The 19,508-nt window shown below is 50.6% G+C and carries 35 protein-coding genes; 34 read left to right on the plus strand and 1 reads right to left on the minus strand.

Annotated features, from left to right (window positions below; all coding sequences use genetic code 11):
- Positions 1 to 142 precede the first annotated feature (142 nt).
- From JT31_RS13875 to bfr, 10 genes are all read left to right on the plus strand, one after another.
- Entirely contained in the window at positions 143 to 871 is a 729-nt protein-coding gene (locus JT31_RS13875; protein ID WP_038478188.1) for a helix-turn-helix transcriptional regulator, read from the plus strand.
- The gene (gene tusD, locus JT31_RS13880; RefSeq protein ID WP_038478191.1) at positions 871 to 1,257 is read left to right on the plus strand and encodes a sulfurtransferase complex subunit TusD; all 387 of its coding nucleotides are present in this window, start codon (positions 871 to 873) and stop codon (positions 1,255 to 1,257) included. The genes JT31_RS13875 and tusD overlap by 1 nt, the downstream gene beginning before the upstream one ends.
- Entirely contained in the window at positions 1,257 to 1,616 is a 360-nt protein-coding gene (tusC, locus tag JT31_RS13885; protein WP_038478194.1) for a sulfurtransferase complex subunit TusC, read from the plus strand. The genes tusD and tusC overlap by 1 nt, the downstream gene beginning before the upstream one ends.
- A gap of 7 nt (positions 1,617 to 1,623) precedes the next feature.
- The gene (gene tusB / locus JT31_RS13890) at positions 1,624 to 1,911 is read left to right on the plus strand and encodes a sulfurtransferase complex subunit TusB (protein ID WP_038478197.1); all 288 of its coding nucleotides are present in this window, start codon (positions 1,624 to 1,626) and stop codon (positions 1,909 to 1,911) included.
- Positions 1,912 to 2,035: 124 nt separating this feature from the next.
- Entirely contained in the window at positions 2,036 to 2,410 is a 375-nt protein-coding gene (gene rpsL, locus JT31_RS13895) for a 30S ribosomal protein S12 (RefSeq protein ID WP_008457105.1), read from the plus strand.
- A gap of 95 nt (positions 2,411 to 2,505) precedes the next feature.
- Positions 2,506 to 2,976, plus strand: coding sequence for a 30S ribosomal protein S7 (gene rpsG / locus JT31_RS13900; protein WP_008457106.1), 471 nt, complete (start codon positions 2,506 to 2,508; stop codon positions 2,974 to 2,976).
- A 93-nt stretch (positions 2,977 to 3,069) separates the two neighbouring features.
- Positions 3,070 to 5,184, plus strand: coding sequence for an elongation factor G (gene fusA / locus JT31_RS13905; RefSeq protein WP_038478200.1), 2,115 nt, complete (start codon positions 3,070 to 3,072; stop codon positions 5,182 to 5,184).
- Positions 5,185 to 5,255: 71 nt separating this feature from the next.
- Entirely contained in the window at positions 5,256 to 6,440 is a 1,185-nt protein-coding gene (tuf, locus tag JT31_RS13910) for an elongation factor Tu (protein ID WP_038478205.1), read from the plus strand.
- A 237-nt stretch (positions 6,441 to 6,677) separates the two neighbouring features.
- On the plus strand, positions 6,678 to 6,872 hold the full coding sequence (gene bfd, locus JT31_RS13915; protein WP_008457135.1) for a bacterioferritin-associated ferredoxin: 195 nt from the start codon (positions 6,678 to 6,680) through the stop codon (positions 6,870 to 6,872).
- A 71-nt stretch (positions 6,873 to 6,943) separates the two neighbouring features.
- On the plus strand, positions 6,944 to 7,417 hold the full coding sequence (gene bfr / locus JT31_RS13920) for a bacterioferritin (RefSeq protein ID WP_038478208.1): 474 nt from the start codon (positions 6,944 to 6,946) through the stop codon (positions 7,415 to 7,417).
- A 49-nt stretch (positions 7,418 to 7,466) separates the two neighbouring features.
- On the opposite strand, the gene JT31_RS13925 is transcribed toward bfr, so the two are convergent.
- The gene (locus JT31_RS13925) at positions 7,467 to 7,946 is read right to left on the minus strand and encodes a prepilin peptidase (protein WP_052049002.1); all 480 of its coding nucleotides are present in this window, start codon (positions 7,944 to 7,946) and stop codon (positions 7,467 to 7,469) included.
- Positions 7,947 to 8,345: 399 nt separating this feature from the next.
- On the opposite strand from JT31_RS13925, the gene rpsJ reads away from it, so the two are divergent.
- The 24 genes from rpsJ (at position 8,346) to rpsM (ending at position 19,499) form a co-directional block, all read left to right on the plus strand.
- Positions 8,346 to 8,657, plus strand: a complete 312-nt coding sequence (gene rpsJ, locus JT31_RS13930; RefSeq protein WP_001181005.1) for a 30S ribosomal protein S10 — start codon at positions 8,346 to 8,348, stop codon at positions 8,655 to 8,657.
- Between the two features lie 31 nt (positions 8,658 to 8,688).
- Complete coding sequence (gene rplC / locus JT31_RS13935) at positions 8,689 to 9,318, plus strand: 50S ribosomal protein L3 (RefSeq protein ID WP_016538466.1); 630 nt, start codon at positions 8,689 to 8,691, stop codon at positions 9,316 to 9,318.
- A 10-nt stretch (positions 9,319 to 9,328) separates the two neighbouring features.
- Positions 9,329 to 9,934 (plus strand): 50S ribosomal protein L4, encoded by a 606-nt coding sequence (gene rplD / locus JT31_RS13940; protein WP_008457145.1) that lies wholly within the window; start codon positions 9,329 to 9,331, stop codon positions 9,932 to 9,934.
- A complete protein-coding gene (rplW, locus tag JT31_RS13945) occupies positions 9,931 to 10,233 on the plus strand; it encodes a 50S ribosomal protein L23 (RefSeq protein ID WP_008457148.1) in 303 nt (100 codons plus the stop codon). Before rplD ends, rplW begins: the two co-directional genes overlap by 4 nt.
- A 17-nt stretch (positions 10,234 to 10,250) precedes the next feature.
- Positions 10,251 to 11,072, plus strand: a complete 822-nt coding sequence (rplB, locus tag JT31_RS13950; protein ID WP_002919786.1) for a 50S ribosomal protein L2 — start codon at positions 10,251 to 10,253, stop codon at positions 11,070 to 11,072.
- Positions 11,073 to 11,088: 16 nt separating this feature from the next.
- Entirely contained in the window at positions 11,089 to 11,367 is a 279-nt protein-coding gene (gene rpsS / locus JT31_RS13955) for a 30S ribosomal protein S19 (RefSeq protein WP_001138115.1), read from the plus strand.
- Between the two features lie 14 nt (positions 11,368 to 11,381).
- Positions 11,382 to 11,714 (plus strand): 50S ribosomal protein L22, encoded by a 333-nt coding sequence (gene rplV / locus JT31_RS13960; RefSeq protein WP_002919773.1) that lies wholly within the window; start codon positions 11,382 to 11,384, stop codon positions 11,712 to 11,714.
- Positions 11,715 to 11,731: 17 nt separating this feature from the next.
- Entirely contained in the window at positions 11,732 to 12,430 is a 699-nt protein-coding gene (gene rpsC, locus JT31_RS13965; protein ID WP_006817277.1) for a 30S ribosomal protein S3, read from the plus strand.
- A gap of 12 nt (positions 12,431 to 12,442) precedes the next feature.
- Positions 12,443 to 12,853 carry a 50S ribosomal protein L16 gene (rplP, locus tag JT31_RS13970; protein ID WP_002438716.1) on the plus strand — a complete coding sequence of 137 codons (411 nt, stop codon included), beginning with the start codon at positions 12,443 to 12,445 and terminating at the stop codon, positions 12,851 to 12,853.
- The gene (rpmC, locus tag JT31_RS13975) at positions 12,853 to 13,044 is read left to right on the plus strand and encodes a 50S ribosomal protein L29 (protein ID WP_008457158.1); all 192 of its coding nucleotides are present in this window, start codon (positions 12,853 to 12,855) and stop codon (positions 13,042 to 13,044) included. Before rplP ends, rpmC begins: the two co-directional genes overlap by 1 nt.
- The gene (gene rpsQ / locus JT31_RS13980) at positions 13,044 to 13,298 is read left to right on the plus strand and encodes a 30S ribosomal protein S17 (protein WP_008457160.1); all 255 of its coding nucleotides are present in this window, start codon (positions 13,044 to 13,046) and stop codon (positions 13,296 to 13,298) included. Before rpmC ends, rpsQ begins: the two co-directional genes overlap by 1 nt.
- Before the next feature lie 166 nt (positions 13,299 to 13,464).
- On the plus strand, positions 13,465 to 13,836 hold the full coding sequence (gene rplN / locus JT31_RS13985) for a 50S ribosomal protein L14 (protein ID WP_002438705.1): 372 nt from the start codon (positions 13,465 to 13,467) through the stop codon (positions 13,834 to 13,836).
- Between the two features lie 10 nt (positions 13,837 to 13,846).
- Complete coding sequence (gene rplX, locus JT31_RS13990) at positions 13,847 to 14,161, plus strand: 50S ribosomal protein L24 (RefSeq protein WP_016538464.1); 315 nt, start codon at positions 13,847 to 13,849, stop codon at positions 14,159 to 14,161.
- A 14-nt stretch (positions 14,162 to 14,175) separates the two neighbouring features.
- On the plus strand, positions 14,176 to 14,715 hold the full coding sequence (rplE, locus tag JT31_RS13995; protein WP_016538463.1) for a 50S ribosomal protein L5: 540 nt from the start codon (positions 14,176 to 14,178) through the stop codon (positions 14,713 to 14,715).
- Between the two features lie 14 nt (positions 14,716 to 14,729).
- Positions 14,730 to 15,035 (plus strand): 30S ribosomal protein S14, encoded by a 306-nt coding sequence (rpsN, locus tag JT31_RS14000; RefSeq protein ID WP_038478228.1) that lies wholly within the window; start codon positions 14,730 to 14,732, stop codon positions 15,033 to 15,035.
- Between the two features lie 33 nt (positions 15,036 to 15,068).
- Positions 15,069 to 15,461, plus strand: coding sequence for a 30S ribosomal protein S8 (gene rpsH / locus JT31_RS14005; protein WP_008457173.1), 393 nt, complete (start codon positions 15,069 to 15,071; stop codon positions 15,459 to 15,461).
- Between the two features lie 13 nt (positions 15,462 to 15,474).
- Complete coding sequence (gene rplF, locus JT31_RS14010) at positions 15,475 to 16,008, plus strand: 50S ribosomal protein L6 (RefSeq protein ID WP_038478231.1); 534 nt, start codon at positions 15,475 to 15,477, stop codon at positions 16,006 to 16,008.
- Between the two features lie 9 nt (positions 16,009 to 16,017).
- On the plus strand, positions 16,018 to 16,371 hold the full coding sequence (gene rplR, locus JT31_RS14015) for a 50S ribosomal protein L18 (RefSeq protein WP_008457177.1): 354 nt from the start codon (positions 16,018 to 16,020) through the stop codon (positions 16,369 to 16,371).
- Between the two features lie 14 nt (positions 16,372 to 16,385).
- Positions 16,386 to 16,886: a 30S ribosomal protein S5 gene (gene rpsE / locus JT31_RS14020; RefSeq protein WP_038478233.1), complete on the plus strand. Its 501-nt coding sequence runs from the start codon at positions 16,386 to 16,388 to the stop codon at positions 16,884 to 16,886.
- Between the two features lie 6 nt (positions 16,887 to 16,892).
- Positions 16,893 to 17,072 (plus strand): 50S ribosomal protein L30, encoded by a 180-nt coding sequence (gene rpmD / locus JT31_RS14025; RefSeq protein ID WP_004846568.1) that lies wholly within the window; start codon positions 16,893 to 16,895, stop codon positions 17,070 to 17,072.
- 3 nt (positions 17,073 to 17,075) lie between these two features.
- The gene (rplO, locus tag JT31_RS14030; RefSeq protein WP_008457184.1) at positions 17,076 to 17,510 is read left to right on the plus strand and encodes a 50S ribosomal protein L15; all 435 of its coding nucleotides are present in this window, start codon (positions 17,076 to 17,078) and stop codon (positions 17,508 to 17,510) included.
- 7 nt (positions 17,511 to 17,517) lie between these two features.
- On the plus strand, positions 17,518 to 18,849 hold the full coding sequence (gene secY, locus JT31_RS14035) for a preprotein translocase subunit SecY (RefSeq protein ID WP_034499015.1): 1,332 nt from the start codon (positions 17,518 to 17,520) through the stop codon (positions 18,847 to 18,849).
- 30 nt (positions 18,850 to 18,879) lie between these two features.
- The gene (rpmJ, locus tag JT31_RS14040) at positions 18,880 to 18,996 is read left to right on the plus strand and encodes a 50S ribosomal protein L36 (RefSeq protein ID WP_008457187.1); all 117 of its coding nucleotides are present in this window, start codon (positions 18,880 to 18,882) and stop codon (positions 18,994 to 18,996) included.
- Positions 18,997 to 19,142: 146 nt separating this feature from the next.
- Positions 19,143 to 19,499, plus strand: a complete 357-nt coding sequence (gene rpsM / locus JT31_RS14045) for a 30S ribosomal protein S13 (RefSeq protein WP_008457189.1) — start codon at positions 19,143 to 19,145, stop codon at positions 19,497 to 19,499.
- Positions 19,500 to 19,508: the final 9 nt, after the last annotated feature.

A 19,508-nucleotide genomic window follows, 5' to 3' on the forward strand; every position in this document is an offset into this window, starting at 1 on the left:
CCCCACGCGCAATGAGGAGAATAAAGACTGGAAAGCACGTCTTACGTTGTATTACCTTAGCGGGCAGCGTTTCAACCGAGTATGAGTCTGCCCTGACACCATCAAAGCGCGACAGGCTCTCATTAGAGGGTGGTATTTTTACATGTCCAATTCGCTTTTAACCAACGAAACCAGTGAACTCGATTTACTGGACCAGCGTCCTTTTGAGCAAACCGACTTCGAAATCTTAAAATCCTATGAAGCGGTTGTGGACGGGTTAGCGATGCTGATTGGCTCCCATTGCGAAATCGTTCTGCATTCCTTGCAGGACCTGAAATGTTCAGCCATTCGTATTGCTAATGGTGAACATACCGGGCGAAAAATAGGCTCGCCAATCACCGATCTGGCGCTGCGCATGTTGCACGATATGACCGGCGCCGATAGCAGCGTATCAAAGTGCTACTTTACCCGCGCGAAAAGCGGCGTTCTGATGAAATCGGTGACCATTGCGATTCGCAACCGTGACCAGCGCGTGATTGGTTTGCTGTGCATCAACATGAACCTCGACGTGCCGTTCTCCCAGATTATGTCGACCTTTGTGCCACCAGAAACGCAGGATCAGGAAGTGCCGTCCTCGGTGAACTTTGCCTCCTCCGTTGAAGACCTGGTGATGCAAACGCTTGAATTCACAATCGAAGAAGTGAATGCCGATCGCAACGTGTCGAACAACGCCAAGAACCGCCAGATAGTCCTTAACCTCTACGAGAAAGGCATCTTCGATATCAAAGATGCGATTAACCAGGTTGCCGACCGCCTGAACATTTCCAAACACACCGTTTATCTCTACATCCGCCAGTTCAAAAACGGCGACTTCCTCGGCCAGGATAAGTAATGCGCTTTGCGTTGATGGTTACCGGGCCGGCTTATGGTACTCAGCAGGCGAGTAGCGCGCTGCTGTTTGCCCGAGCATTGCTGGCGGAAGGCCATATGCTTGAGAGCGTTTTTTTCTATCGCGAGGGGATTTATAACGCTAATCAGCTGACCGCGCCGGCAAACGATGAGGTTGATCTGGTCCGCGAGTGGCAGTTGCTGAGCTCGCAGCACGGTGTCGCGCTGCACATCTGCGTGGCCGCGGCATTGCGTCGCGGTGTGACCGATGAAGAACAGGCGAAATCTTTGGGACTCAACGTCAGTAATCTTCAGCCCGGCTTTACGCTTAGTGGGCTGGGAGCGCTGGCGGAAGCCGCGCTGACCTGTGAAAGAATGGTGCAATTCTGATGAAGCGTGTGGCTTTTGTGTTCCGCTCTGCGCCGCACGGCAGCACGTCTGGTCGGGAAGGGCTGGATGCGTTATTGGCGACGTCAGCACTGTCTGAAGAAATCGGCGTGTTCTTTGTCGGTGACGGCGTTCTGCAGCTCCTGCCGAATCAACAGCCGGCAAAAGTGCTGGGCAGAGACTACATCGCTACCTTCCGCGTTTTGCCGCTGTACGACATCGAGCAATGTTTTCTCTGTGCAGCTTCATTGAGCGAGAGAGGGCTGTCGGCTCAGTCATCCTGGGTTATCGATGCCGAAGTGCTGGAGCCTGATGCACTGAGGGAAAAGTTAAACCAGTACGATGTTGTACTCACCTTCTGAGGCACCCATGCTGCATACCCTACGTCAGTCGCCCTTTCAGTGTGATATCAGCGAGATGCTGCGCTATGTGCAGCCTGGCGACGATCTGCTGCTGATAGAAGATGGCGTGATTGCCGCGCTGAATAACAGCCGGGCGCTTGAATTACTGCTTTCAGCCCCCATTACTGTCAACGTTCTACGAGAAGATGTTGAAGCCCGTGGCCTGGCTGTTCAAATTTCACCCAAAATTGGGCTTGTCGACTATACTGACTTCGTCAGATTAGTGATAAAACATGACCAGCAGTTCGCCTGGTGATGGCGGAATGCTGTATATTTCTTGACACCTTTTCGGCTCAGCCCTAAAATTCTGCGTCCTCATATTATATGAGGCCGTTTTATTACGTGTTTACGAAGCAAAAGCAAAAACCAGGAGCTATTTAATGGCAACAGTTAACCAGCTGGTTCGCAAACCACGCGTACGCAAAGTTGCAAAAAGCAACGTGCCTGCGCTGGAAGCCTGCCCGCAAAAACGTGGTGTATGTACTCGTGTATATACCACCACTCCTAAAAAACCAAACTCCGCACTGCGTAAAGTTTGCCGTGTGCGTTTGACTAACGGTTTTGAAGTCACCTCCTACATCGGCGGTGAAGGTCACAACCTGCAGGAACACTCCGTGATCCTGATCCGTGGTGGTCGTGTTAAAGACTTGCCAGGTGTTCGCTACCACACCGTTCGTGGTGCGCTTGACTGCTCCGGCGTTAAAGACCGTAAGCAATCTCGCTCCAAGTATGGCGTGAAGCGTCCTAAGGCTTAATGGTTCTCCGTTAAGTAAGGCCAAACGTTTTAAATTAATGTCAAAATAAACTCTTTGAGTTTTGGACAATCCTGAATTAACAACGGAGTATTCCTATGCCACGTCGTCGCGTGATTGGTCAGCGTAAAATTCTGCCGGATCCTAAGTTCGGATCAGAGCTGCTGGCTAAATTTGTAAATATCCTGATGGTAGATGGTAAAAAATCTACTGCAGAATCTATCGTTTATACCGCGCTGGAGACCCTGGCTCAGCGTTCTGGTAAAAACGAACTGGAAGCTTTCGAAGTCGCTCTGGACAACGTCCGTCCGACCGTCGAAGTTAAGTCCCGCCGCGTTGGTGGTTCTACTTATCAGGTTCCAGTTGAAGTTCGTCCGGTTCGTCGTAATGCCCTGGCAATGCGTTGGATCGTAGAAGCTGCTCGTAAACGCGGTGATAAATCCATGGCTCTTCGCCTGGCGAATGAACTGTCTGACGCTGCAGAAAACAAAGGCACTGCAGTTAAGAAACGTGAAGACGTTCACCGTATGGCTGAAGCCAACAAGGCGTTCGCTCACTACCGTTGGTAATAAATCCTTCGTAGTGTTACCCAAGCGGGCGCTTCATGAAGCTGCCCGCTTTGGGTTACTTAACTTGAACGTCCCAGGATATAGAGGAATCAAATGGCTCGTACAACACCCATTGCACGCTACCGTAACATCGGTATCAGTGCACACATCGACGCCGGTAAAACCACGACTACCGAACGTATTCTGTTCTACACCGGTGTAAACCACAAAATCGGTGAAGTTCATGACGGTGCTGCAACCATGGACTGGATGGAGCAGGAGCAGGAGCGTGGTATCACCATTACCTCCGCTGCAACTACTGCATTCTGGTCTGGTATGGCTAAGCAGTATGAACCGCACCGCGTAAACATCATCGACACCCCAGGGCACGTTGACTTCACCATCGAAGTTGAACGTTCCATGCGTGTTCTTGACGGTGCAGTAATGGTTTACTGCGCAGTTGGTGGTGTTCAGCCACAGTCTGAAACCGTATGGCGTCAGGCTAACAAATACAAAGTTCCACGCATCGCGTTCGTTAACAAAATGGACCGTATGGGTGCAAACTTCCTGAAAGTTGTAGGCCAGATCAAATCCCGCCTGGGCGCGAACGCTGTTCCGCTTCAGCTGGCAATTGGTGCTGAAGAAGGTTTCACCGGCGTTATCGACCTGGTGAAAATGAAAGCCATCAACTGGAACGATGCAGATCAGGGCGTTACCTTCGAATACGAAGATATCCCGGCTGACATGCAGGACCTGGCTGACGAATGGCACCAGAACCTGATCGAGTCCGCTGCAGAAGCCTCTGAAGAGCTGATGGAAAAATACCTGGGCGGCGAAGAGCTGACCGAGGAAGAAATCAAGACTGCTCTGCGTCAGCGCGTTCTGAACAACGAAATCATCCTGGTTACCTGTGGTTCTGCATTTAAGAACAAAGGTGTTCAGGCGATGCTGGATGCGGTAATCGATTACCTGCCAGCACCAACTGACGTACCTGCTATCAACGGTATGTTGGACGACGGTAAAGACACTCCATCCGAGCGTCACGCTAGCGACGAAGAGCCATTTGCTGCTCTGGCATTCAAAATCGCTACCGACCCGTTTGTAGGTAACCTGACGTTCTTCCGCGTGTACTCTGGCGTGGTTAACTCCGGTGATACCGTATACAACCCGGTTAAATCAGCTCGTGAGCGTTTTGGTCGTATCGTTCAGATGCACGCTAACAAACGTGAAGAGATTAAAGAAGTTCGCGCGGGCGACATTGCTGCGGCAATCGGCCTGAAAGACGTGACTACAGGTGATACCATCTGTGATCCGGACAACGTGATCATTCTGGAGCGTATGGAATTCCCAGAACCGGTAATTTCCATCGCTGTTGAACCGAAAACCAAAGCTGACCAGGAAAAAATGGGTCTGGCTCTGGGCCGTCTGGCTAAAGAAGATCCATCATTCCGCGTATGGACTGATGAAGAATCTAACCAGACCATCATCGCCGGTATGGGTGAACTGCACCTCGACATCATCGTTGACCGCATGAAGCGTGAATTCAACGTTGAAGCGAACGTCGGTAAACCTCAGGTTGCTTACCGTGAAGCGATTCGCGCGAAAGTTACCGATATCGAAGGTAAACACGCCAAGCAGTCTGGTGGTCGTGGTCAGTATGGTCATGTTGTTATCGACATGTACCCACTGGAGCCGGGCTCTAACCCTAAAGGTTACGAGTTCATCAACGACATCAAAGGTGGTGTAATTCCTGGTGAATACATCCCTGCCGTTGATAAAGGCATCCAGGAGCAGCTGAAATCTGGTCCACTGGCGGGTTACCCGGTTGTTGATCTCGGCGTGCGTCTGCACTTCGGTTCTTACCATGACGTTGACTCCTCCGAACTGGCGTTTAAACTGGCCGCTTCTATTGCCTTCAAAGATGGCTTTAAGAAAGCTAAACCAGTTCTGCTTGAGCCTATCATGAAGGTTGAAGTTGAAACTCCGGAAGAGAACACTGGTGACGTTATCGGTGACCTTAGCCGTCGTCGTGGTCAGCTGAAAGGCCAGGAATCTAACGCTACTGGCGTACAGATTCATGCTGAAGTTCCGTTGTCTGAAATGTTCGGGTACGCAACTCAGCTGCGTTCTCTGACCAAAGGTCGTGCATCTTACTCCATGGAATTCCTGAAGTATGATGACGCACCTAACAACGTTGCTCAGGCCGTAATCGAAGCTCGTGGCAAATAAGCCAACGCTTTTAACACAATGATCCCGTGCTCTCTCCCGAAGGGGAGAGCACAATAGTAAGGAATATAGCCGTGTCTAAAGAAAAATTTGAACGTACAAAACCGCACGTTAACGTTGGTACTATCGGCCACGTTGACCACGGTAAAACCACTCTGACTGCTGCAATCACTACCGTTCTGGCTAAAACCTACGGTGGTTCTGCTCGTGCATTCGACCAGATCGATAACGCACCAGAAGAAAAAGCTCGTGGTATCACCATCAACACTTCCCACGTTGAATACGACACCCCGACTCGTCACTACGCGCACGTTGACTGCCCAGGGCACGCCGACTACGTGAAAAACATGATCACCGGTGCTGCTCAGATGGACGGCGCTATCCTGGTTGTTGCTGCGACTGACGGCCCTATGCCTCAGACCCGTGAGCACATCCTGCTGGGTCGTCAGGTTGGCGTTCCTTACATCATCGTGTTCCTGAACAAATGTGACATGGTTGATGACGAAGAGCTGCTGGAGCTGGTTGAAATGGAAGTTCGTGAACTTCTGTCTCAGTACGACTTCCCGGGCGATGACACTCCAATCATCCGTGGTTCTGCTCTGAAAGCGCTGGAAGGCGAAGCAGAGTGGGAAGCTAAAATCGTTGAACTGGCTGGCTTCCTGGATTCCTACATCCCAGAACCAGTACGTGCAATCGACCTGCCGTTCCTGCTGCCAATCGAAGACGTATTCTCCATCTCCGGCCGTGGTACCGTTGTTACCGGTCGTGTAGAGCGCGGTATCGTTAAAGTGGGCGAAGAAGTAGAAATCGTTGGTATCAAAGATACTGCGAAATCTACCTGTACCGGCGTTGAAATGTTCCGCAAACTGCTGGACGAAGGCCGTGCTGGTGAGAACGTTGGTGTTCTGCTGCGTGGTATCAAACGTGAAGAAATCGAACGTGGTCAGGTTCTGGCTAAGCCAGGCTCTATCAAGCCGCACACCAAGTTCGAATCTGAAGTGTACATCCTGTCCAAAGACGAAGGCGGCCGTCATACTCCGTTCTTCAAAGGCTACCGTCCACAGTTCTACTTCCGTACAACTGACGTGACCGGTACCATCGAACTGCCAGAAGGCGTAGAGATGGTAATGCCAGGCGACAACATCAAAATGGTTGTTACCCTGATCCACCCAATCGCGATGGACGACGGTCTGCGTTTCGCAATCCGTGAAGGCGGCCGTACCGTTGGCGCTGGTGTTGTTGCTAAAGTTCTGAGCTAATCCTCTGATACTTTAATGCAATAATGGAAAGGGCATCTTCGGATGCCCTTTTTTATGCCCAAAAACCAGCGTTGACGAAAACGGAAGGCAGCTTTGCACAACGTAAAGGCTTGCCTGTTAGCCGTTGGCGCCCGTTTTTGCATTTGATTACCATTCTCTACATCCTACCTCGCCCGATCCCTTGTAAAGCCAATCATTCTCATTTACAATTTGCGCAGTTTTTGAGCGGGAGTGATCATGTACGTTTGCTTGTGTAATGGTGTCAGTGATAAGACAATTCGTCAGGCGGTGAGACAACACCATCCTCAGTCTTTTCAGCAGCTTAGGAAGTTTATCCCGGTTGGTAATCAATGCGGTAAGTGCGTTCGTCAGGCCCGCGAAATTATGCAAGATGAACTGATGCAGATCCCGGAATTTAAAGAGATCGCTTAAAACACGCTCATTTTTTTGACTTACACCCCGCGACATCTACGCTTCAATAAGTGGAAGCGGAGGATGTCAAAATGAAAGGTGATGTTAAGATAATAAATTATCTCAATAAATTATTGGGAAACGAGCTTGTCGCGATTAACCAGTATTTTCTGCATGCCCGTATGTTTAAAAACTGGGGATTAAAACGTCTTAATGACGTCGAGTATCATGAGTCAATCGATGAAATGAAGCACGCCGATAGGTACATCGAGCGTATTCTTTTTCTCGAAGGCATTCCAAACCTGCAGGATCTTGGCAAGCTTGGCATCGGTGAAGATGTCGAAGAGATGCTTCGTTCTGACCTGAAGCTGGAGCTGGATGGTGCTAAGGACCTGCGCGAAGCCATCGCCTATGCCGACAAAGTTCATGACTACGTCAGTCGCGATCTGATGATTGAAATTCTGGCCGATGAAGAAGGCCATATCGACTGGCTCGAAACTGAACTGGATTTGATTCAAAAATTGGGTATCCAGAACTATCTGCAGGCGCAGATACGCGAAGAGTGACCCCAACCCTGCTAAGACAGAGGGCTTTCCTCTGTCTTCTCCTCTCTTCTTACCCAAATACCCGCCAGACAAAATTTCCCCAGCCTGCAATGGCCAGCCAGGGACCTAAAGGCATTTCTACGATCCTGCAGCGTTTGAACAGATAAAGTGCCCCGGCAAAAATAAGGCCCAGTAACGAAGCGACCGTGATAACGAGCGGCAAATTTTGCCAGGTGTTCCAGGCACCAATGGCGGCCAGCAGCTTGAAGTCACCATAGCCGAGCCCTTCTTTACCCGTCGCATAATGGAATAACTGAAAAATAATCCACAGAAAAAGATAGCCGGCTACGGCACCGTAAACGGCATGGTAGACATTATGTGGATTCACCAGACTATGAAAAAGCAACCCAAGCCACAGCAGGGGAAGGGTAAGTCTGTCAGGCAGCAGCATGGTCCGGAAATCAATAATGCTTAGCGCAAGCGCAAAACAGAAATAGAGCACGGTTGCCGCGGCTACCGGCAGGACGGACTGTATGTCGGTCGAAATCATCTTTGTACCTCGGCTTAGCATGTAACTGCCGGATGCTACTCCGTTGCGTTGGTCACTCCTACTCCCTCCCGAAACAGGCTTTTGATGCTGCGAAGCGCCCCGCAAATGTGTCCGTATACTGTGTTTACTGAGCCATGAGATAACTAAATAGAGGGTGTCGGCGAAATTTCGACCCACATAGCTTGCAAGCTGACTCGAAACCCGTATAATGCGCGGGCTGTCTTAATAGACAGCTGGTTCAATATGAACCCTGATAGCAGTCAGTAGAAGTGATTCAGTTGCTATCAAACAATGTCCCCAATTGGGGGACTATGTATGAACGATTACACTCCCCCATCAATCGTAATGGGTGCGGGTAGTAATTTTTTTCGTCTATAAAATAATTGGAGCTCTGGTCTCATGCAGAACCAAAGAATCCGTATCCGTCTTAAAGCGTTTGATCATCGTCTGATCGATCAATCAACCGCGGAAATCGTCGAGACTGCTAAGCGCACTGGTGCGCAAGTCCGTGGTCCGATCCCGCTGCCGACCCGCAAAGAGCGCTTTACCGTTCTGATCTCCCCGCACGTCAACAAAGACGCGCGCGATCAGTACGAGATCCGCACTCACAAGCGTCTGGTTGACATCGTTGAGCCAACTGAGAAAACCGTTGATGCTCTGATGCGTCTGGATCTGGCTGCCGGTGTAGACGTGCAGATCAGCCTGGGTTAATCAGGTCATTGACGATTGAGAGGTTGAAACAATGATTGGTTTAGTCGGTAAAAAAGTGGGTATGACCCGTATCTTCACTGAAGATGGCGTTTCTATCCCAGTAACCGTAATTGAAGTAGAAGCAAACCGTGTTACTCAGGTTAAAGACCTGGCTAACGACGGCTACCGTGCTGTTCAGGTGACCACTGGTGCTAAAAAAGCTAACCGTGTAACCAAGCCGGAAGCTGGTCACTTCGCTAAAGCTGGCGTTGAAGCTGGCCGTGGTCTGTGGGAATTCCGTCTTGCTGAAGGCGAAGAGTTCACCGTAGGTCAGGACATTAGCGTTGAGCTGTTTGCTGAAGTTAAAAAAGTTGACGTAACCGGTACCTCTAAAGGTAAAGGTTTCGCAGGTACCGTTAAGCGCTGGAACTTCCGTACCCAGGACGCTACCCACGGTAACTCCTTGTCTCACCGCGTTCCGGGTTCTATCGGTCAGAACCAGACTCCGGGCAAAGTGTTCAAAGGCAAGAAAATGGCAGGCCAGCTGGGTAACGAACGTGTAACCGTTCAGAGCCTGGACGTAGTACGTGTTGACGCTGAGCGCAACCTGCTGCTGGTGAAAGGTGCGGTTCCCGGTGCAACCGGTAGCGACCTGATCGTTAAACCAGCTGTGAAGGCGTAAGGGGATAGCAATGGAATTAGTATTGAAAGACGCGCAAAGCGCGCTGACTGTTTCCGAAACTACCTTCGGTCGTGACTTCAACGAAGCGCTGGTACACCAGGTTGTTGTTGCTTATGCAGCAGGCGCCCGTCAGGGTACTCGTGCTCAGAAGACCCGTGCTGAAGTAACTGGTTCCGGCAAAAAGCCGTGGCGCCAGAAAGGTACCGGCCGTGCGCGTTCAGGTTCTATCAAGAGCCCGATCTGGCGTTCCGGTGGCGTAACCTTCGCTGCTCGCCCGCAGGACCACAGTCAAAAAGTTAACAAAAAGATGTACCGCGGCGCGCTGAAAAGCATCCTGTCCGAACTGGTACGTCAGGATCGTCTGATCGTTGTTGAACAGTTCTCTGTTGAAGCACCGAAAACCAAGCTGCTTGCTCAGAAACTGAAAGATATGGCTCTGGAAGATGTGCTGATCGTGACCGGTGAACTGGATGAGAATCTGTTCCTGGCCGCTCGTAACCTGCATAAGGTTGACGTGCGCGATGTAGCTGCAATCGACCCAGTTAGCCTGATCGCCTTCGACAAAGTCGTTATGACTGCGGAAGCAGTTAAGCAAGTTGAGGAGATGCTGGCATGATCCGTGAAGAACGTCTGCTGAAAGTACTGCGCGCGCCGCACGTATCTGAAAAAGCGTCTACCGCGATGGAAAAAACCAACACCATCGTACTCAAAGTTGCGACTGACGCGACCAAAGCAGAGATCGTTGCTGCTGTACAGAAGCTGTTCGAAGTTGAAGTTAAAGACGTTAACACCCTGGTAGTTAAAGGGAAAACTAAACGTCACGGACAGCGTGTTGGTCGTCGTAGCGACTGGAAAAAAGCTTACGTCACCCTGAAGGAAGGCCAGAATCTGGACTTCGTCGGCGGCGCTGAGTAAGTCGGAGGAGAAAGACAATGGCAGTTGTTAAATGTAAACCGACATCTCCGGGTCGTCGCCACGTAGTTAAAGTGGTTAACCCTGAGCTGCACAAGGGCAAGCCTTTTGCTCCGTTGCTGGAAAAAAACAGCAAATCCGGTGGCCGTAACAACAATGGTCGTATCACTACCCGTCATATCGGTGGTGGTCACAAGCAGGCATACCGTATTGTTGACTTTAAACGCAACAAAGATGGTATCCCGGCAGTTGTTGAACGTCTTGAGTACGATCCGAACCGTTCCGCGAACATCGCGCTGGTTCTGTACAAAGATGGCGAACGCCGTTACATCCTGGCCCCTAAAGGCCTGAAAGCTGGCGACCAGATTCAGTCTGGCGTTGATGCTGCAATCAAAGCGGGTAACACCCTGCCGATGCGCAATATCCCGGTTGGTTCTACCGTTCATAACGTAGAAATGAAACCAGGTAAAGGCGGTCAGCTGGCTCGTTCCGCTGGTACCTACGTGCAGATCGTTGCTCGTGATGGTGCTTACGTTACCCTGCGCCTGCGCTCCGGTGAAATGCGTAAAGTCGAAGCTGACTGCCGCGCTACCCTGGGTGAAGTTGGCAACGCTGAGCATATGCTGCGCGTTCTGGGTAAAGCAGGTGCTGCTCGCTGGCGTGGTGTTCGTCCTACCGTTCGCGGTACCGCGATGAACCCAGTCGATCACCCACATGGTGGTGGTGAAGGTCGTAACTTTGGTAAGCACCCGGTATCCCCGTGGGGCCTGCAGACCAAAGGTAAGAAGACCCGCAGCAACAAGCGTACTGATAAATTTATCGTACGTCGCCGTAGCAAATAATTTTAGAGGATAAGCCATGCCACGTTCTCTCAAGAAAGGTCCTTTTATTGACCTGCACTTGCTGAAGAAGGTAGAGAAAGCGGTGGAAAGCGGTGACAAGAAGCCCCTGCGCACTTGGTCCCGTCGTTCAACGATCTTTCCTAACATGATCGGTTTGACCATCGCTGTCCATAATGGTCGTCAGCACGTTCCAGTCTTTGTTTCCGACGAAATGGTCGGCCACAAACTGGGTGAATTCGCACCGACTCGTACTTATCGCGGCCACGCTGCTGATAAAAAAGCGAAGAAGAAATAAGGTAGGAGGAAGAGATGGAAACTTTAGCTCAACATCGCCATGCTCGTTCTTCTGCTCAGAAGGTTCGCCTTGTTGCTGACCTGATTCGCGGTAAGAAAGTGTCGCAGGCTCTGGATATTCTGACCTACACCAATAAGAAAGCGGCTGTATTGGTTAAGAAAGTACTGGAATCTGCCATTGCTAACGCTGAACACAACGATGGCGCTGACATTGACGATCTGAAAGTCGCGAAAATCTTCGTAGACGAAGGCCCTAGCATGAAGCGCATTATGCCTCGTGCAAAAGGTCGTGCAGATCGCATCCTGAAGCGCACCAGCCACATTACTGTGGTTGTGTCCGATCGCTGAGACTCTGGAGACTAGCAATGGGTCAGAAAGTACATCCTAATGGTATTCGCCTGGGTATTGTAAAACCATGGAACTCAACCTGGTTTGCGAACACCAAAGAATTCGCTGACAACCTGGACAGCGATTTTAAAGTACGTCAGTACCTGACTAAGGAACTGGCTAAGGCGTCTGTATCTCGTATCGTTATCGAGCGTCCTGCTAAGAGCATCCGTGTGACTATTCACACCGCTCGCCCAGGTATCGTTATCGGTAAGAAAGGTGAAGACGTAGAAAAACTGCGCAAGGTCGTAGCGGATATCGCTGGCGTTCCTGCACAGATCAATATCGCCGAAGTTCGTAAACCTGAACTGGACGCAAAATTGGTTGCTGACAGCATCACTTCTCAGCTGGAGCGTCGTGTGATGTTCCGTCGTGCTATGAAGCGTGCTGTACAGAACGCAATGCGTCTGGGCGCTAAAGGTATCAAAGTTGAAGTTAGCGGCCGTCTGGGCGGCGCCGAGATCGCACGTACCGAATGGTACCGTGAAGGTCGCGTGCCGTTGCACACTCTGCGTGCTGACATCGACTACAACACCTCTGAAGCGCACACCACTTATGGTGTAATCGGCGTTAAGGTATGGATCTTCAAAGGTGAGATCCTGGGTGGTATGGCTGCTGTTGAACAACCGGAACCGGCTGCTCAACCTAAAAAGCAGCAGCGTAAAGGCCGTAAGTAAGGAGAGTCGCTGATGTTACAACCAAAGCGTACAAAATTCCGTAAAGTGCACAAAGGCCGCAACCGTGGTCTGGCGCAGGGCACGGATGTTAGCTTCGGCACTTTCGGTCTGAAAGCTGTTGGCCGTGGTCGTCTGACTGCCCGTCAGATCGAAGCAGCACGTCGTGCAATGACCCGTGCAGTTAAGCGTCAGGGTAAGATCTGGATCCGCGTATTCCCGGACAAACCGATCACCGAAAAGCCGCTTGAAGTGCGTATGGGTAAAGGTAAAGGTAACGTGGAGTATTGGGTTGCCTTGATCCAGCCAGGCAAAGTCCTGTATGAAATGGACGGCGTACCTGAAGAGCTGGCCCGTGAAGCCTTCAAGCTGGCAGCAGCAAAACTGCCTATCAAAACCACCTTTGTAACTAAGACGGTGATGTAATGAAAGCAAAAGAGCTGCGTGAAAAGAGCGTCGAAGAGCTGAACACCGAGCTGCTGAACCTGCTGCGTGAGCAGTTCAACCTGCGCATGCAGGCTGCAAGTGGCCAGCTGCAACAGACTCACCTGCTGAAGCAGGTTCGTCGTGATGTTGCACGTGTTAAGACTTTACTGACTCAGAAGGCGGGTGCGTAATGACCGATAAAATCCGTACTCTGCAAGGTCGCGTTGTCAGCGACAAAATGGAGAAATCCATTGTTGTTGCCATCGAACGTGTTGTGAAGCACCCGATCTACGGGAAATTCATCAAGCGTACGACCAAACTGCACGTACATGACGAGAACAACGAATGCGGTATCGGTGACGTGGTTGAAATCCGCGAATGCCGTCCGCTGTCCAAGACTAAGTCCTGGACGCTGGTTCGCGTTGTAGAGAAAGCGGTTCTGTAATACAGTAAGCCTTCTCAAACAAATAAACGGCTCAGCGATGAGCCGTTTATTTTTTCTACCCATATTCAGGAACCGGTGTTATAATGCCGCGCCCTCGTTTATGGGGCTTTTTAACGACCTGAATTTCAGGTCCCGAAGTAGTAGTTGACATTAGCGGAGCACTGAAATGATCCAAGAACAGACTATGCTGACCGTGGCCGACAACTCCGGCGCGCGTCGCGTAATGTGTATCAAGGTTCTGGGTGGCTCGCACCGTCGCTACGCAGGCGTCGGCGACATCATCAAAATTACCATCAAGGAAGCAATTCCTCGCGGTAAGGTGAAGAAAGGCGATGTGCTGAAAGCGGTAGTGGTGCGCACCAGGAAGGGTGTTCGTCGCCCGGACGGTTCTGTCATTCGCTTCGATGGTAATGCATGCGTTATTTTAAACAATAACAGCGAGCAGCCAATCGGCACGCGTATTTTTGGGCCGGTAACTCGTGAACTGCGTAATGAGAAGTTCATGAAAATTATCTCTCTGGCACCAGAAGTACTCTAAGGAGCGAATCATGGCAGCGAAAATCCGTCGTGATGACGAAGTTATCGTGTTAACCGGTAAAGATAAAGGTAAGCGCGGTAAAGTAAAAAATGTTCTGTCTTCCGGCAAGATCATTGTTGAAGGTATCAACCTGGTTAAGAAACATCAGAAGCCGGTTCCGGCCCTGAACCAACCAGGTGGCATCGTTGAAAAAGAAGCTGCAATTCAGGTTTCTAACGTTGCGCTCTTCAACGCGGCAACCGGTAAGGCTGACCGTGTAGGCTTTAGATTCGAAGACGGCAAAAAAGTCCGTTTCTTCAAGTCTAACAGCGAAACTATCAAGTAATTTGGAGTAGTACGATGGCGAAACTGCATGATTACTACAAAGACGAAGTAGTTAACAAACTCATGACTGAGTTTAGCTACAATTCTGTCATGCAAGTCCCTCGGGTCGAGAAGATCACCCTGAACATGGGTGTTGGTGAAGCGATCGCTGACAAGAAACTGCTGGATAACGCAGCAGCTGACCTGACAGCAATCTCCGGTCAAAAGCCGTTGATCACCAAAGCACGCAAATCTGTTGCAGGCTTCAAAATCCGTCAGGGCTATCCGATCGGCTGTAAAGTAACTCTGCGTGGCGAACGCATGTGGGAGTTCCTTGAGCGTCTGATCACTATTGCTGTACCACGTATCCGTGACTTCCGTGGCTTGTCCGCTAAGTCTTTCGACGGCCGTGGTAACTACAGCATGGGTGTCCGTGAGCAGATCATCTTCCCAGAAATCGATTACGACAAAGTCGATCGCGTCCGTGGTTTGGATATTACCATTACCACTACTGCGAAATCTGATGATGAAGGCCGTGCTCTGCTGGCTGCCTTTAACTTCCCGTTCCGCAAGTAAGGTAGGGTTACTTCATGGCTAAGCAATCAATGAAAGCACGCGAAGTAAAGCGCGTTGCTTTGGCTGATAAATTCTTCGCTAAACGCGCAGAATTGAAAGCTATCATTTCTGATGTGAACGCGACCGACGAAGACCGTTGGAGCGCTGTTCTCAAGCTGCAAACTCTGCCGCGTGATTCCAGCCCGTCCCGTCAGCGTAAACGCTGCCGCCAGACTGGTCGTCCACATGGTTATGTGGGCAAGTTCGGGTTGAGCCGTATCAAGCTGCGTGAAGCCGCCATGCGCGGTGAAGTGCCTGGCTTGAAAAAGGCTAGCTGGTAATTGTCACCAATTGAATCACGGGAGTAGAGACAGATGAGCATGCAAGATCCGATCGCGGATATGCTGACCCGTATCCGTAACGGTCAGGCCGCGAACAAAGTTGCGGTCACCATGCCTTCCTCCAAGCTGAAAGTGGCAATCGCCAACGTGCTGAAGGAAGAAGGTTATATTGAAGAATTTAAAATTGAAGGCGACATCAAGCCTGAACTGGAACTGACTCTTAAGTATTTCCAGGGCAAGGCTGTGGTAGAGAGCATTCAGCGAGTCAGCCGCCCAGGTCTGCGCATCTATAAGAAAAAAGATGAGCTGCCTAAAGTTATGGCCGGTATGGGTATTGCTGTCGTTTCTACCTCTAAAGGTGTTATGACTGATCGTGCAGCGCGCCAGGCTGGTCTTGGTGGCGAAATTATCTGCTACGTAGCGTAATTGGAGGAATAAAATGTCTCGTGTTGCTAAAGCACCGGTCGTTGTTCCTGCAGGCGTAGAGGTAAAACTCAACGGTCAGGTTATTTCGATCAAAGGTAAAAACGGCGAGCTGACTCGTACTATCAACGATGCTGTTGAAGTAAAACACGCTGAAAATGCTCTGACTTTCGCTCCGCGCGAAGGTTTTGCAAACGCGTGGGCCCAAGCGGGTACCACTCGTGCGTTGTTGAACTCAATGGTTGTCGGTGTTACCGAAGGCTTCACTAAGAAGCTGCAGCTGGTTGGTGTAGGTTATCGTGCAGCCGTTAAAGGCGACGTGGTGAATTTAGCCTTGGGCTTCTCTCACCCTGTTGAGCATAAGCTGCCGGCAGGTATCACTGCTGAATGTCCGACTCAAACTGAAATCGTGCTGAAAGGCGCTGATAAGCAGATGATCGGTCAGGTTGCAGCAGATCTGCGCGCCTACCGTCGTCCTGAGCCTTATAAAGGCAAGGGTGTTCGTTACGCCGACGAAGTCGTGCGTACCAAAGAGGCTAAGAAGAAGTAAGGTAACACTATGGATAAGAAATCTGCTCGTATCCGTCGTGCGACCCGCGCACGTCACAAGCTCAAAGAGCTGGGTGCAACTCGCCTGGTGGTACATCGTACCCCGCGTCACATTTACGCACAGGTAATTGCACCAAACGGTTCTGAAGTTCTGGTAGCTGCATCTACTGTAGAAAAAGCTATCACTGAGCAACTGAAGTACACTGGGAACAAAGACGCCGCTGCTGCTGTAGGTAAAGCTGTAGCTGAGCGCGCGCTGGAAAAAGGCATCACCGTAGTTGCTTTTGACCGTGCTGGTTTCCAATATCATGGTCGTGTCCAGGCACTGGCAGATGCTGCCCGTGAAGCTGGCCTTCAGTTCTAAGGTAGAGGTGTAAGATGTCTCACATCGAAAAACAAGCTGGCGAACTGCAGGAAAAGCTGATCGCGGTAAATCGCGTATCTAAAACCGTTAAAGGCGGTCGTATTTTCTCCTTCACTGCTCTGACAGTGGTAGGCGACGGTAACGGTCGTATTGGTTTTGGTTACGGTAAAGCGCGTGAAGTTCCAGCAGCGATCCAGAAAGCGATGGAAAAAGCCCGTCGCAACATGATTAACGTCGCGCTGAACAGCGGCACCCTGCAGCACCCTGTTAAAGGTGTGCACACAGGTTCCCGTGTGTTCATGCAGCCGGCTTCCGAAGGTACCGGTATCATCGCCGGTGGTGCAATGCGCGCCGTCCTGGAAGTCGCTGGTGTTCATAACGTCTTGGCTAAAGCGTATGGTTCTACTAACCCGATTAACGTGGTTCGTGCAACTATCGATGGCCTGGCGAATATGAATTCTCCAGAAATGGTCGCTGCCAAGCGTGGTAAATCCGTTGAAGAAATTCTGGGGTAATTGACCATGGCAAAGACTATTAAAATAACTCAAACCCGCAGTGCAATCGGTCGTCTGCCGAAACACAAGGCAACGCTGCTTGGCCTGGGTCTGCGTCGTATTGGCCACACCGTAGAGCGCGAGGATACTCCTGCTGTACGTGGTATGGTCAACGCGGTTTCCTACATGGTTAAAGTTGAGGAGTAAGAGATGCGTTTAAATACTCTGTCTCCGGCCGAAGGGTCTAAGCACGCTTCCAAGCGTCTGGGTCGTGGTATCGGTTCTGGCCTCGGCAAAACCGGCGGTCGTGGTCACAAAGGTCAGAACTCTCGTTCTGGTGGTGGCGTACGTCGTGGTTTCGAAGGTGGTCAGATGCCGTTGTACCGTCGTCTGCCGAAATTCGGTTTCACCTCTCGCAAAGCAATGATCACGGCAGAAGTTCGTCTGTCCGATCTGGCGAAAGTTGAAGGCGACGTAGTTGACCTGAACACGCTGAAAGCAGCAAACATTATCGGTATTCAGATTGAGTTCGCGAAAGTGATCCTGTCTGGTGAGGTAACTCGTCCGGTAACTGTTAGCGGCCTGCGTGTGACCAAAGGCGCTCGTGCTGCTATCGAAGCTGCTGGCGGTAAAATCGAGGAATAAGTAGCAGATGGCAAAACAACCGGGATTAGATTTTCAAAGCGCTAAAGGCGGCCTCGGCGAGCTGAAACGCAGACTGATGTTTGTTATCGGTGCGCTGATTGTGTTTCGTATTGGCTCTTTTATTCCGATCCCTGGTATTGATGCCGCTGTACTTGCCAAACTGCTTGAGCAACAGCGAGGCACTATCATTGAAATGTTTAACATGTTCTCTGGTGGTGCTCTCAGCCGTGCTTCTATCTTCGCGCTGGGTATCATGCCGTACATTTCGGCATCGATCATCATTCAGCTGCTTACCGTGGTTCATCCCGCGCTGGCAGAGCTGAAGAAAGAAGGGGAGTCTGGTCGTCGTAAGATCAGCCAGTACACCCGTTACGGCACTCTGGTGCTGGCAATATTCCAGTCAATCGGTATTGCTACCGGTTTACCGAATATGCCTGGTATGCAGGGCCTGGTGTTAAATCCAGGCTTTGCATTCTATTTCACCGCTGTTGTAAGCCTTGTCACCGGGACAATGTTCCTGATGTGGCTGGGTGAACAGATTACTGAACGTGGTATCGGTAACGGTATCTCAATCATAATCTTCGCGGGTATCGTTGCGGGTCTTCCGCCGGCCGTTGGCCATACCATCGAGCAAGCAAGGCAAGGCGACCTGCACTTCCTCCTGTTGCTGTTGGTTGCAGTATTAGTATTTGCAGTGACCTTCTTCGTTGTTTTTGTTGAGCGTGGCCAGCGCCGCATTGTGGTCAACTACGCTAAACGTCAACAGGGTCGTCGTGTCTATGCTGCGCAGAGCACACATTTACCGCTGAAAGTGAACATGGCCGGGGTTATCCCTGCGATCTTCGCCTCCAGTATTATTCTGTTCCCGGCAACCATCGCGTCATGGTTCGGGGGCGGTACCGGTTGGAACTGGCTGACAACAATTTCGCTGTATTTGCAGCCTGGGCAACCGCTTTATGTGTTACTCTATGCGTCTGCAATCATCTTCTTCTGTTTCTTCTACACGGCGTTGGTTTTCAACCCGCGTGAAACAGCAGATAACCTGAAGAAGTCCGGTGCATTTGTACCAGGAATTCGTCCGGGAGAACAAACGGCGAAGTATATCGATAAAGTAATGACCCGCCTGACTCTGGTTGGTGCGCTGTACATTACCTTTATCTGCCTAATCCCGGAGTTCATGCGCGATGCAATGAAAGTGCCGTTCTACTTCGGTGGGACCTCACTGCTGATCGTTGTTGTCGTTATCATGGACTTTATGGCTCAAGTGCAAACTCTGATGATGTCAAGTCAGTATGAGTCTGCATTGAAGAAAGCGAACCTGAAAGGCTACGGCCGTTAATTGTCGCTTGAGAAGTTACGGAGAGTAAAAATGAAAGTTCGTGCTTCCGTCAAGAAATTATGTCGTAACTGCAAAATCGTTAAGCGTGACGGTGTTATTCGCGTGATTTGCAGCGTAGAGCCGAAGCATAAACAGCGTCAAGGCTGATTATCTCGCATATTTTTCTTGCAAAGTTGGGTTGAGCTGGCTAGATTAGCCAGCCAATCTTTTGTATGTCTATGCGTTTCCATTTGAGTATCCTGAAAACGGGCTTTTCGGCATGGGACGCATAATCTAAATAGTAGGAGTGCATAGTGGCCCGTATAGCAGGCATTAACATTCCTGATCAAAAACACGCCGTGATCGCATTAACTTCGATCTACGGTGTCGGCAAGACTCGCTCCAAGGCCATTTGCGCTGCGGCGGGTATCGCTGAAGATGTTAAGATCAGTGAGCTGTCTGAAGAACAAATCGACACGCTGCGTGACGAAGTTGCCAAATTTGTCGTTGAAGGTGATCTGCGCCGTGAAGTGAGTATGAGCATCAAGCGTCTGATGGACCTTGGTTGCTATCGCGGTTTGCGTCATCGTCGTGGTCTGCCAGTGCGCGGTCAGCGTACTAAGACCAACGCCCGTACCCGTAAGGGTCCGCGCAAACCGATCAAGAAATAATCGGGGTGA

This window comes from Cedecea neteri (genome assembly GCF_000757825.1).
Lineage (GTDB): Bacteria > Pseudomonadota > Gammaproteobacteria > Enterobacterales > Enterobacteriaceae > Cedecea > Cedecea selenatireducens.